We start from the raw sequence: 11,377 nt of genomic DNA on the forward strand, positions 1-11,377 counted from the left end.
TCACAGAAGGAACGTAATGCACCCAATAGTGATATATCGCGCTGCGCGGGTTCGGAGCCCGGCGCGCCGGGCGCGCCGGGCGGGCGTGGAACCGGTGGTGCTCAGGCGTCATGGGCGAGCCGGACGGGGAGGGTGGCGGAGCTGTTGGAGAACATCGAGGGTACCGGGGTGAGGGTGTCAGGGTCGACGGCGAGGGAGATGTGCGGGTAGCGGGCGAAGACGGCGGGGAGGGCGAGGGCCGCCTCCAGACGGGCCAGCGGCGCGCCCAGGCAGAAGTGCGGGCCGTGGCTGAAGGCGAGATGGCGGTGCTGCTCGCGGGTCAGGTCGAAGCGGTCGGCGTCCTCGCCGTGCTGGTCCCGGTCGCGGCCGACCGCGCTGTAGGGCGCCATGATCGCCTCGCCCCTCCCGATCGGGACCCCGGCGATCTCCACGTCCTCCAGCGGGTAGCGGAAGGGGAAGTTGCCGATCGGCGCGTCCCAGCGCAGGGTCTCCTCGACCACCGCCTCCCAGACCTCCTCGCCGCCCGCCTCGGCGAGGGCGCGCTGGTCGGGGTGGGTGAGGAGGGCGCGGACCGCGTTGGTGACGAGGCTGAGCGTGGTCTCCTGCCCGGCCGAGAGCATCAGCAGCAGGGTGCCGACCAGTTCCTCCTCGCTGAGCGCCTCCGGGTCGGCCTCGCGGGCGGCGATGAGCGCGCTGGTCAGGTCGGGGCCGGGCTCGGCGCGGCGGGCGGCGACGACGCGGGCGAGCAGCTGGTACTGCTCGACCTGGCTGGCCGTCACCTCCTCGGGGCCGAGGTCGGAGCGGAAGATGTTGTCCATCAGCTCCTTGAGGCGGGGCTGCTCGTGGCCGGGGACGCCGAAGAGTTCGCAGATGACCCGCATCGGGACGGGGTTGGCGTAGTGCCGGCGCAGGTCCACGACGCCGTCGGCGTCGGCGTGCGAGGGCAGTTCGTCCAGCAGCTCGGCGACGATCGCCTCGACGCGGGGCCGCAGCTCGGCGACCCGGCGCGGGGTGAAGGTCTGCATGACGAGCTTGCGCAGTCTGCGGTGTTCCTGGCCGTCGGCGGTGACCATGTTGGTCACCTTGACCATGCCGATCAGCGGCCAGCCGTCCTCGATCTCGCCGCGGCGGATGGCGTTCCAGTTCCGCCAGTCCTTGCTCATGCGCGGGTCGGCCACCAGTTCCGCCAGCAGGTCGTGACGGGTGACGGCCCAGGCGCGTACGTCTCCGGGGAGGCGGACGCGGACCACCGGCCCGAGGGCGCGGAGCCGGGCGGCCTCGCCGTGGTGGTCGCTGCCGTACGGGTCGAGGGTGATCTCGGGGACGGCGGCGTCGGGGGTGGTGGTCACCGGTTCTCCTTGGACGGTCGGGGCGCGGGCGGGAAGGCGACGGGCAGCGCGGTGGGGACGCGGGTCCAGGGCGAGGGGCGCCAGCCGATCTCCTCGGCGGGCACGGTGAGCCGGAGCCCGGGGAGCCGGTGCAGCACGGTCTTGACGGCGGTACGGGTGATGAGGCGGGCCGGGACCTGGGCGGGGCAGACGTGCGGGCCGGCCGAGAAGGCCAGGTGGGCGCGGTTGCCCGGTTCGGTCAGCTCGTCCTCGGGGCGGATCAGCGGGTCGTCGTTGGCGGCGGCGATGCCGAGGATCAGGCAGTCGCCCTGCCGGATGCGGTGACCGCCGAGTTCGGTGTCGCGCAGGGCGTACCGGGCGGGCATGTTGTTCATCGGCGGGTCGCGCCAGAGGGCTTCGTCGAGGGCGTCGTCGATGCCGAGGCGGCCGCCGTGCAGCCGGGAGGCGAACCGCGGGTCGCACAGGAGCAGCCGCAGGGTGTGGGCGATCCAGGCGGTGACGGTCTCGTTGCCGGCGGAGATCATGACGACGACCGACTGGAGGTGCTCGGCCTCGTTGCGCAGGCCGGGGTGGTCGAGGAAGGCGGTGGTGAGGTCGTCGGAGGGGCGGGCACGCCGCTCGCGGAGGGTGTCGAGGAGGATCTCCTCGAACTGGCGGTTGCCCGCCTGGGAGTCGTCGGCGCTGCCGAAGAGGGCGATCAGGGCGCGCAGCAGTTCGTGGCCGCCGGCGCTGTCCAGCCCGAACAGGGAGGCGAGGGCGAGCATCGGCACGATGGTGGCGTACTCGCCGACCAGGTCGGCGCTGCCCCGGGCGGCGAACTCGGCGATCAGCTCCTCGCAGAGCGCCTCGACCTGGCGGCGGGCGCGCCGCTGGTCGATGCGGGCGACGCCGTCGTCGAGCGGCGCGCGCAGCCTGCGGTGCTCGGGGCCGTCGGCGCCGATGACGTTGGCCCGCCAGCCCATCATGGGCAGCAGCCCGGAGTGCGGGGAGACGACGCCTTCGCGCAGGTCGCGCCAGTTGCGGGCGTCGCGGGAGAAAAGCTGCTCGTTGCGGGTGAGGGTGAGCATCTCGCGGTAGCCCATCACCAGCCAGGCGGCGACGCCCGGTTCCAGTTCGACGCGGGCGACGTCGCCCCACTCGGCGCGCAGCCTGCGGTAGACCTCCCGGTGGTCGGGGGCGCCGGTGGCGGCGGCCAGGGGGAGGAGGCCGGTGGAGGCGTGGGCGGGGCAGCCGGGCGGCGGGGCGGCGGTCATACGGCGGGCTCCTGCGGGGCGGCGGGGCGGGCCGCGCGCTCGAAGACGTACTGGACGAGGGTGATGAGGGCTTCGAGGGAGGAGCGCGAGTCGCGGGCGTCGCAGAGGACCACCGGGGTCTCGTCGAGCAGGTCCAGGGCGGAACGTATCTCCCCGGTCCCGTACTTCTCGCTGTCCGGGAAGTCGTTGACCGCGACGGCGAACGGCAGTCCGCGCAGCTCCAGTTGTTCCAGCACGTCGAAGCTGTCCTCGATGCGGCGGGTGTCGACCAGGGCGAGGACGCCGAGGGCGCCTTCGGCAAGCCCTTCCCACAGGTCCCAGAAGCGCCGCTGGCCGGGGGTGCCGAACAGGTAGAGGGCGATGCGGGGGTTGAGGGTGATGCGGCCGAAGTCCATGGCGACGGTGGTGGTGTGCTTGGTGCCGACGCCCGCCAGGTCGTCCACGCCGGCGCTGGCCTCGGTGATGTGCTCCTCGGTGCGCAGCGGCTCGATCTCGCTGACGGAGCCGACCAGGGTGGTCTTGCCGACGCCGAAGGCGCCGACGACGAGGATCTTGACGGCCTGCTGGACCGTGTCGGGCAGATAGCGGTCAGCGGAGCCGGCGGAGCCCATCCAGTACCTCCTGAAGCAGTTGCGTGTCGGGCCCGGCGGCCTCGGGGATGCCGGAACGGGCGGCCAGATGGCCGGAGTCGACCAGGTCCGAGGCGACCACCTTGACCAGGCTCACGGGGAGCGCGAGGTGGGCCGCGGCCTCGGCCAGGGAGAGCAGCCGGGCGCACATCCGCACCAGCGCCGTCTCCTCGCGGGAGGCGGTCACCGGCAGCGGGCGGCCCGGGTCGGCGGCCACCAGCAGCGTGTCGACGTTGATGGTGTTCCGGCTGGGCCGGGCCCGGCCCTTGGTGATGACGTACGAACGCACCGGGCGCTCGGGCTGCTCCCCCGCGGCCGTCACCGGGCGGGCTCCTGGCGGGGCGGACTGCTGAGGTTGCCCGCGCCGATCTTCAGGACCTGGGCCTGCATCTGGCGGGCCACCTGCTTGGGGTCGACCACCGGTCCGGTGAGGACGGCGAGGTGGGCGCCGCCTGCGCTGCGCATGAAGAGGAAGCCGCCCTCGAACTCGACCATCTGCTGGTGGACGGCGCCGCCCTCCGCGCCGTGCTCCCGGCCCAGGCTCCGGCCGAGGGACTGAAGCCCGGAGCAGTTGGCGGCGAGCCGGTCGGCGGCGTCCCGGTCCATGGAGTCGGACTTGGCGAGCAGCAGCCCGTCGCCGCTGAAGACGATGACCTGGCGCACGCCGGGCACCGTGGCGACGTCGGCGATCATCCAGGCGCGCTGCTCGGGGTTCTCCACGTAAGTCATGGTCAGGGCTGTCCTTCGGGGGGATCGGCGGAATCGTGCGGGTGGGGGTCGGTGGGCCCGGCGGGCGGCGGGTCCGGCTCGCCGCGGCCGCCGGCGAAGAAGGCGTCCATCCAGTCGCCGGCCTCCTCGGGAGTGCCGGGGGCGGGGGCGGCGGGTCCTGCGGGCGTCTCCCCGGCTGGTCCGGGCCCTTCGCCACGCCGGGAGCGGCGCTGGGGCAGGCGGGAGCCGGGGGCGCGCCGGGGGCGTTCCCGGGGCGCGGGCGGCTCGGGGGCGGGGGCCGTCGCGGGCACGGCGGGCGGCGCTTCGGCGGCGGGCGGTGCGGCGGCGCGGGACCCGGCGGGCTCCAGGGTCTCCAGGAGCTCCAGCGGGATCAGCACGACGGCACGGACACCGCCGTACGGGGACGGGCCCAGGTCGACCTGGAAGCCGTGCCGGTCGGCGAAGCGGCCGACGACGGCGAAGCCGGTCTGCGGGATCTCGCCGACCTCGCCGACGCCGAGGAGCCGGCGGCCGGAGACGATCTCGCGGGCGTGGCCGAGCCGGTACTCGTCGAGGCCGAGGCCGCCGTCGTCCACCTCGATCACGGCGCCGCGCTGCACGGCGCGGACGGTGACCAGGACGCTGGTGCGCGGCGGCGAGTACTCGGTGGCGTTGGCGAGGAGTTCGGCGACCAGGTGGATCAGCGGCTCGACCACCGAGGCGTGCACACCGAGGTCGGGCTCTCCGGAGACGGTCACCCGGCGATAGGCGACGATGCGGCCGGAGGCGGCGCGCACCACGTCGACCAGGGCGAGCGGCTTCTGCCACTGCTGGCCGGGCCACTCACCGCAGAGCACCTTGAGGCTCTGGGCGTGGCGGGCCTGCTGGGTGGCGGCGTGGTCGACCTGCATGGTGGCTTCGAGCAGGTCGGTGTCGCCGGGGAAGCGTTCGGCGAGGCCGGTCACGGTGGCCTGGATGCGGTGGGCGGAGGTCTGCACCCGGCTGGCCAGCTCCACCAGGGAGAGCCGCTGCGACTCGGCCTGGTCGGCGGCCTCCTGGGCGACCTCGGCAAGGAGCCGGTCGAGGAGGCCGGGGACCTCGGGCATGGTCTCGGCCAGCTCCGCGGCGGCCGGTCCGGCGGGCGGAATCCCGGCGGTCCCGGAGGTCGCGGCGGGCAGCCGCTCCTTCAGCAGGTGTGCCAGCTCGTCGCGGACGTGCCCGGCCTGTTCCTCGGCGTACGCGCGCCAGCGGGCCTCGCGGCGGACGGCCTCCTCGTCGCGGGCGGCGACCAGCTCGCCCTGGCGTCGCGCCTCGTCGAGCGCGGCCCGGTGGTCGCGGCGCAGCCGCTCCAGCAGGGCGACGGCGGCGACTCCGGCGACGCCGGTGCCGAGCGCGGCGGCGACCGGGCCGTACCGGGCGATCAGGGCGGCGGCGGTGAGGAAGGTCGCGAGGGCGAGCGCCAGGGCCAGGGGCCACAGCAGCCGGGCCGTGCGCGCCGCGCGGCCGGAGCCGGGGCCGGGGGCGTGCAGGGGGGAACGAGCCATGGGGAACCTTCGCAGGGTGGAACGTGTCGGCCGGCGGGTGTACGGGTCCGGAGGGTCAGCCGCGGCTCCGTGCGGCCGCTCCCGTGGCGCCGGGTCCGTCCCACGGGACGGCCGGACCGGGCCGGCAAGGGTGAACTTCCTTGCCGGCAAGTGATCTTGACTGATCGTAACCTCGCCGGCGGAAAGCGGAAGCGGTGCTCCCGCTCCCCTTCCCGCGCACCGTCACGATCAGGCCACCCAGCGTGGGCACCACTTGGCCCGGTTCCTCCGGGAACGGGTGGCCGGTACGGAGAAGGGGGCGCTCCGGCCCGGCTCCGTGCCTCTGCGCGCACCTGCGGCAACCTCCTCGTCCTCCGGGGCCCGACCGGGCGCGTATCACCGCGTCAGGGGGTCTCAAACCTGACGGACGGCCGGTGACCGGCGGGGCGGAGGGGAAGGATGGGGCGCACTCCGGCCGTCCCTGGGACGCGCCGCCGGGAACGGTATGCGCACAGGAGACGACAGAGAGGGACAGAAAGGAACGACCGGGGCGTATGGCGAAGAAAGGGGGACGTGAGGCGCGTCACACGCCTGGGCCGCCGGCGGGCGGCGCGCGGAGCTCGCGAGTCGGCAAAAGTCCCGGTGGGAGTGGCCGTGAGCCCTCCGCCGCACTCAGGTGGCCCCCGCCCCGCCCCGGCGGGAGGCTTTCCAGGGACCGGCCGCGTCTTCGTACGCTGGAGCAAGCCCGTGGTTGAAGACTGCACAGCACCACCCCGGGCGGCGCACCACCCGAAAAGCCACGGCCTGGGAGCCGTACCCCGCTGAACGGATTACGCCCGTGTCCGAAGCCCCCGCCACCACCTCATGGCGCGTCTCGCTGCCGCACTCGACCGCGGCCGTGCCGATCGCGCGTGCGCTGATCAGGACGGCGCTCGCGGAGATCCAGCCGTCGGCGGACAGCGACACGGCCGAACTCCTCACCGCCGAGCTGGTCGCCAACGCCGTGGAGCACACCGAGGGCGACGACCCCATTCAGCTGGTGGTCGACCTGCTGGAGCAGCGGTGCCAGGTGGAGGTGCACGACCGCAGCCGCGCCACCCCGCCGAGCCTCATGGGCGAGCTGCCGCCCGAGCCGCCCGACGTGTGGGCGGAGGGCGGCCGCGGGCTGCTGCTGATCCGCACGCTCAGCCTGTCGTGCGGGCACCGCCCCACCGAGACCGGCAAGGCGATCTGGTTCACCCTGCCGACGGCGGTCCGTCCTGACGGGGCCCGGCCGGGGCCTCACTGAGCTGCCGCGCGGCGAGCGTGGAGTGCCGCCGCCCGTAGAGCGAGTAGACGAGAACGCCGACCGCGAGGAAGACCGCGAACTGGAGCCAGGTCAGCGGCCCGGTGCCGTAGATCAGGTACGCGCAGAAGGCGATGCCGGCGAGCGGGGTCAGCGGGAAGAGCGGGGCCCGGAAGCTGCGGCGCAGGTCGGGGCGGGTGCGGCGGAGCACGATCACGGCGACGTTGACGACGGCCATGGCGGCCAGGGTGCCGATGGTGGTCAGGTTGATGACCACGTCCAGCGGGACCACGGCGGCCGGGACCGCGAAGACGGCGGTGACGATCCAGGTGTTGGCGACCGGCGTCGAGGTCTTCGGCGAGACCCGCTCGAAGACGCGCGGGATCAGGCCGTCCCGGGACATCGACATCAGGATGCGGGTCTGGCCGTACATCACGGCCAGCACCACCGAGGCGATGGCGACCACGGCGCCGAAGGCGATGACGCCGCCGCCGATGGCGGAGCCGGTGACCTGGTTGACGACGAGCGAGAGCGCGGCCGGCTGGTCGGCCACGTCGTCGGCGGAGAGCGCGCCGATGGCGGCGACCGCGACCAGGCAGTACAGGACGGTGACGACGCCGATGCAGATCAGCACGGCCGCCGGGATGTTCTTGCGGGGGTTCTTGACCTCCTCGCCGGCGGTGGTGATGGCGTCGAACCCGATGTACGAGAAGAAGGCGAGCGAGGCGCCGGAGGTGACGCCGGCGACCCCGGCGGGGGCGAAGTCGGCGAGGTTGTCCTGCTGGAAGGCGCTGAAGGCGATGACGCAGAAGAGCAGCAGGATGCCGATCTTCAGCACGGCCATGATCGCGGTGGCCCGGGCACTCTCGCGCACCCCGCGCACCAGCAGCACGGCGGCCAGCAGCATCACCACGACGGCGGGGAGGTTGACCACACCGCCCTCGCCGGGCGGGTGGGAGAGCGCCTCGGGCAGCCGCAGCCCGACCAGGCTGTGCAGCAGTTCGTTGAGGTACTGGCCCCAGCCGACGGCCACCGCCGAGATGGAGACGCCGTACTCCAGCAGCAGGCACCAGCCGGTGAGGAAGGCGGCACGCTCGCCGAGGCTGGCGTAGGCGAAGGAGTACGAGCTGCCGGAGACCGGCATGGCGCCGCCCAGCTCCGCGAAGGAGAAGGCGGTGAAGACGCAGGTCACGGCGGCGAGCACGAAGGAGATCACGACGGCGGGACCCGCCTCGGCGACGGTGTCGGAGAGGCCGACGAAGATGCCGGTGCCGACCACGGCGCCGATGCCGAAGCAGACCAGCTGGAACAGGCCCATGGTCCGCTTGAGGCCGTGGCCCTCCAGGTCGGCGCCGGACTCGGCGACCAGCAGTTCCGGCGACTTGACGCGCGCTGCGGTGGGGCGCATGGGGTGGTGCTCGCTTTCGGTGGTGCGTGGGGGGCACGGCCCGTTCTCAGGATGGAGGCAGGGGCCGCGAACGCAACGGCTGAGGGCCCGGACGGTCGGTCCGGGCCCCCACGCGGTCGCACGACCAGCCTAACGGATGGTTATGCGCATATTCACCATCGGCCGTATGACTATCCACTCACCCGGCGGCGTCCGCCGGTCCCGCGAGGGTGGCGACGAGGACGGCCTTGATGGTGTGGAGCCGGTTCTCCGCCTGGTCGAAGACGGCGGAGTGCGGCGACTCGAAGACCTCGTCGGTGACCTCCAGCGAGGTCAGGCCGTGGCTCTCGTGGATCTGCCGTCCGATCTCGGTGCCGAGGTCGTGGAAGGCGGGCAGGCAGTGCAGGAAGACGACGTCCGGGTTGCCGGTGGCCGCCAGCACCTCGCTGGTGACCGCGTACGGCGCGAGGGCGGTGATCCGCTCGTCCCAGACGCTCTTCGGCTCACCCATCGAGACCCAGACGTCGGTGGCGACGAAGTCGGCGTCCCGCACCCCGACGGGCACCTCCTCGGTCAGCGTGATCCGGGCACCGCTCTCACCGGCGAGGCGGCGGGCCTCGTCGACGATGTGCTGAGCCGGCCAGTAGGCGCGCGGAGCGACGATCCGGATGTCCATGCCGAGCAGCGCGCCGGTGATCAGGTAGGAGTTGCCCATGTTGAAGCGGGCGTCGCCGAGGTAGGCGAAGACGACCTGCTCCAGCGGCTTGGCGGTGTGCTCGACGACGGTCAGCACGTCGGCGAGCATCTGGGTGGGGTGCCAGTCGTCGGTCAGCCCGTTGAAGACCGGCACGCCCGCGTGGGCGGCCAGCTCCTCGACGGTGGCCTGGCTGTCACCCCGGTACTCGATGCCGTCGAACATCCGGCCCAGCACGCGCGCGGTGTCCTTGGCGGACTCCTTGTGCCCCATCTGCGAGCCCGACGGGTCCAGGTAGGTGGTGGAGGCGCCCTGGTCGGCGGCGGCCACCTCGAAGGCGCACCGGGTGCGGGTGGAGGTCTTCTCGAAGAGAAGCGCGATGGTGCGCCCACGGAGCCGCTGCACCTCGGTCCCGGCCTTCTTGGCCGCCTTCAGCTCGGCTGCCAGCGCGACGAGTGAGCGGAACTCCTCGGCGGTGAAGTCCAGTTCTCTGAGGAAACTGCGACCGGTGAGGTCTGTCGCCATGGGGCGCTCCTGGGGTACGGCTACGATGACCGTGGAAGTCTATACGACCACTCACATGAATATACGACTGTCCTCGCGCCCTCCTCTACCCCCCGACGGCGTCCCGCTCCACCGGACAGCTCATGCAGCGCGGCCCGCCCCGCCCGCGCCCCAGCTCGCTGCCCCGGATCTCGATGACCTCCACCCCCTCGTCCCGCAGGTAGGTGTTGGTGGTGGCGTTCCGCTCGTAGGCGACCACCACCCCGGGCTCGACCGCCAGCACGTTGCACCCGTCGTCCCACTGCTCCCGCTCGGCCGCGTGCACGTCCTGGGTGGCGGTGAGCACCCGGATCGCACCCAGCCCCAGCGCCGCCGCGATCGCCCGGTGCATGTGCTCCGGCGGATGGTCGGTCACCTTCAGATCGTGCGTCCCGACACCCGGCTCGATGGTGTACGAGCGGAGCATGCCGAGCCCCGCGTACTGCGTGAAGACGTCCGGGGCGACCATCGTCATCACCGTGTCCAGGTGCATGAAGGCCCGGCGCTTCGGCAGGTCCAGGGCGACGATGGTGCGGGCAGAACCCGCCGCGAAGAGCCGTCTGGCCAGCATCTCCACCGCCTGCGGGGTGGTCCGCTCGCTCATCCCGATCAGCACGGCGCCGTTGCCCAGCACCAGCACGTCGCCGCCCTCGATCGTCGAGGGGTAGCACTCCTGCCCCTCGGACCAGGTGTGGAAGGGGCGGGCCTGCTCGGTGGCGAAGAGCGGGTGGTGGCGGTAGACCGCCTCGAAGTGGACCGTCTCGCGCTGCCGCGCCGGCCAGCGCATGGCGTTGACCGAGACCCCGTCGTAGATCCAGGCGGAGGTGTCCCGGGTGAAGAGGTGGTTGGGCAGCGGGTGGAGGAGGAAGTCGTCCTGCTCCATCACGTGGAAGCGGACCGAGAGCGGCTCCGGGTGCAGCGCCAGGTACTCGCGTTTGGTCATCCCGCCGACCAGGACCGAGGCCAGCTCCCCCGAGTCCATCGTCTCGAAGGCGGCCCGCAGGTGCCGGGTGGCGAGCGGCCCGAACGCCCGCTCGTCGAAGACCCGCCCGAGCACCAGCTCGCGCGCCTCGGACAGCTCCAGGCTCTCCCGCAGCAGGTCGCCGAAGAGGTGGACGTGCACCCCCCGGTCCCGCAGCACCTCGGCGAACCCGTCGTGCTCCTGCTGCGCCCGGCGCACCCAGAGCACGTCGTCGAAGAGGAGCGCGTCCTTGTTGGTGGGCGTCAGCCGCTTCAGCTCCAGCCCCGGCCGGTGCAGGACGACCCGGCGCAGCTGCCCGACCTCGGAGTCGACATGGAATCCCATGCCCCTCATCCTCACCGGTCGGCGAGCGGTTCACTCGGCGAACGGGGGGCGAGTACGCCGGTACTCCCCGCCTCCCCGACCATGGCCGGGTGACCCTCCTGCTGACCAGGAACGACCTGGAGACCCTGCTGGACCCATCCGACTGCCCGGCCGCGCCGCGCGAAGCCTTCCGCACCGCCGGCCCTTCCCCCGTGCCCGGGCGGCGTGTCGTGACCGGGCTGCCGTTCCCCCGCGCGTGGTGCGGTGACTCATCGGACGGGTGCGCCGCGCCGACAGTGCCTCTCAACTGCTTTGAACCGGTCCGGCAGACCCGCTGCCGCCGCGTGCTGACGCGGCGGCAGCGGATCGGGCCGGGGCCAGCCCCTGGGCCAGGGTCAGCCCCCTCCGCCCCGCACCCGTCTCGCCTGGGCCCACAGCCGTTCGAACTCCTCCGCCGTGATCTCGGCCGCCCCCGGCCGGTCCTGCCAGCCGTCGAGCGGGGCGCCGGCCAGGATGCCGTACTGCTGCTCGTAGCGGGTCATGGCGGCGAGGTCGGCGTGGTCGCGCAGGTGCAGGACCTCCTGGAGGGAGGCGGCGGTTCGCGGGCGGCCGTCCTTTCCCCCGATCTCCATGTGACGGACCACCCAGCCCTCCTCGTCGGCCTCGAGATAGAGCCAGAGGTCCTCGTCCTCGTAGTAGGTGCGGAACCAGGTCGTCATGG

11 protein-coding genes are annotated in these 11,377 nt (G+C 73.1%); 1 reads left to right on the forward strand and 10 read right to left on the reverse strand.

Features of this window, described 5'->3' with window-relative positions; all coding sequences use genetic code 11:
- Positions 1 to 101 precede the first annotated feature (101 nt).
- Genes OIM89_RS04520 through OIM89_RS04545 form a run of 6 tightly spaced genes read right to left on the reverse strand, consistent with a single transcriptional unit; the run spans position 102 to position 5,483 of the window.
- Positions 102 to 1,349 carry a cytochrome P450 family protein gene (locus OIM89_RS04520; RefSeq protein WP_030697912.1) on the reverse strand — a complete coding sequence of 416 codons (1,248 nt, stop codon included), beginning with the start codon at positions 1,347 to 1,349 and terminating at the stop codon, positions 102 to 104.
- The gene (locus tag OIM89_RS04525) at positions 1,346 to 2,602 is read right to left on the reverse strand and encodes a cytochrome P450 (protein ID WP_030697911.1); all 1,257 of its coding nucleotides are present in this window, start codon (positions 2,600 to 2,602) and stop codon (positions 1,346 to 1,348) included. Before OIM89_RS04525 ends, OIM89_RS04520 begins: the two co-directional genes overlap by 4 nt.
- Positions 2,599 to 3,213, reverse strand: a complete 615-nt coding sequence (locus OIM89_RS04530; protein WP_264491014.1) for a GTP-binding protein — start codon at positions 3,211 to 3,213, stop codon at positions 2,599 to 2,601. The genes OIM89_RS04525 and OIM89_RS04530 overlap by 4 nt, the downstream gene beginning before the upstream one ends.
- On the reverse strand, positions 3,191 to 3,553 hold the full coding sequence (locus OIM89_RS04535; protein ID WP_030697909.1) for a DUF742 domain-containing protein: 363 nt from the start codon (positions 3,551 to 3,553) through the stop codon (positions 3,191 to 3,193). The genes OIM89_RS04530 and OIM89_RS04535 overlap by 23 nt, the downstream gene beginning before the upstream one ends.
- Positions 3,550 to 3,960, reverse strand: coding sequence for a roadblock/LC7 domain-containing protein (locus OIM89_RS04540; RefSeq protein ID WP_023416462.1), 411 nt, complete (start codon positions 3,958 to 3,960; stop codon positions 3,550 to 3,552). The genes OIM89_RS04535 and OIM89_RS04540 overlap by 4 nt, the downstream gene beginning before the upstream one ends.
- A 2-nt stretch (positions 3,961 to 3,962) precedes the next feature.
- On the reverse strand, positions 3,963 to 5,483 hold the full coding sequence (locus tag OIM89_RS04545) for an ATP-binding protein (protein WP_047469471.1): 1,521 nt from the start codon (positions 5,481 to 5,483) through the stop codon (positions 3,963 to 3,965).
- A gap of 817 nt (positions 5,484 to 6,300) precedes the next feature.
- Between OIM89_RS04545 and OIM89_RS04550 the strand changes: the two genes are divergently transcribed.
- On the forward strand, positions 6,301 to 6,750 hold the full coding sequence (locus OIM89_RS04550; RefSeq protein WP_030697907.1) for an ATP-binding protein: 450 nt from the start codon (positions 6,301 to 6,303) through the stop codon (positions 6,748 to 6,750).
- Here OIM89_RS04550 and OIM89_RS04555 read toward each other — a convergent pair.
- From OIM89_RS04555 to OIM89_RS04570, 4 genes are all read right to left on the reverse strand, one after another.
- On the reverse strand, positions 6,698 to 8,155 hold the full coding sequence (locus OIM89_RS04555; RefSeq protein ID WP_030697906.1) for an amino acid permease: 1,458 nt from the start codon (positions 8,153 to 8,155) through the stop codon (positions 6,698 to 6,700). The genes OIM89_RS04550 and OIM89_RS04555 overlap by 53 nt on opposite strands.
- A gap of 178 nt (positions 8,156 to 8,333) precedes the next feature.
- Complete coding sequence (argF, locus tag OIM89_RS04560; RefSeq protein WP_195730198.1) at positions 8,334 to 9,353, reverse strand: ornithine carbamoyltransferase; 1,020 nt, start codon at positions 9,351 to 9,353, stop codon at positions 8,334 to 8,336.
- 85 nt (positions 9,354 to 9,438) lie between these two features.
- Positions 9,439 to 10,677 carry an arginine deiminase gene (locus tag OIM89_RS04565; RefSeq protein WP_195730199.1) on the reverse strand — a complete coding sequence of 413 codons (1,239 nt, stop codon included), beginning with the start codon at positions 10,675 to 10,677 and terminating at the stop codon, positions 9,439 to 9,441.
- Between the two features lie 374 nt (positions 10,678 to 11,051).
- Positions 11,052 to 11,375: a hypothetical protein gene (locus tag OIM89_RS04570; protein ID WP_195730200.1), complete on the reverse strand. Its 324-nt coding sequence runs from the start codon at positions 11,373 to 11,375 to the stop codon at positions 11,052 to 11,054.
- Between the last annotated feature and the right edge of the window lie 2 nt (positions 11,376 to 11,377).

The organism is Streptomyces sp. BI87, assembly GCF_025957665.1.
GTDB lineage: Bacteria > Actinomycetota > Actinomycetes > Streptomycetales > Streptomycetaceae > Streptomyces > Streptomyces albidoflavus.

Bases quoted from the DNA above. Each gene is read 5' to 3' on its own strand.
- OIM89_RS04525 (WP_030697911.1), bottom strand. From the start codon at position 2,602: ATGACCGCCGCCCCGCCGCCCGGCTGCCCCGCCCACGCCTCCACCGGC.
- OIM89_RS04530 (WP_264491014.1), bottom strand. From the start codon at position 3,213: ATGGGCTCCGCCGGCTCCGCTGACCGCTATCTGCCCGACACGGTCCAG.
- OIM89_RS04540 (WP_023416462.1), bottom strand. From the start codon at position 3,960: ATGACTTACGTGGAGAACCCCGAGCAGCGCGCCTGGATGATCGCCGAC.
- OIM89_RS04545 (WP_047469471.1), bottom strand. From the start codon at position 5,483: ATGGCTCGTTCCCCCCTGCACGCCCCCGGCCCCGGCTCCGGCCGCGCG.
- OIM89_RS04555 (WP_030697906.1), bottom strand. From the start codon at position 8,155: ATGCGCCCCACCGCAGCGCGCGTCAAGTCGCCGGAACTGCTGGTCGCC.
- argF (WP_195730198.1), bottom strand. From the start codon at position 9,353: ATGGCGACAGACCTCACCGGTCGCAGTTTCCTCAGAGAACTGGACTTC.
- OIM89_RS04565 (WP_195730199.1), bottom strand. From the start codon at position 10,677: ATGGGATTCCATGTCGACTCCGAGGTCGGGCAGCTGCGCCGGGTCGTC.
- OIM89_RS04570 (WP_195730200.1), bottom strand. From the start codon at position 11,375: ATGACGACCTGGTTCCGCACCTACTACGAGGACGAGGACCTCTGGCTC.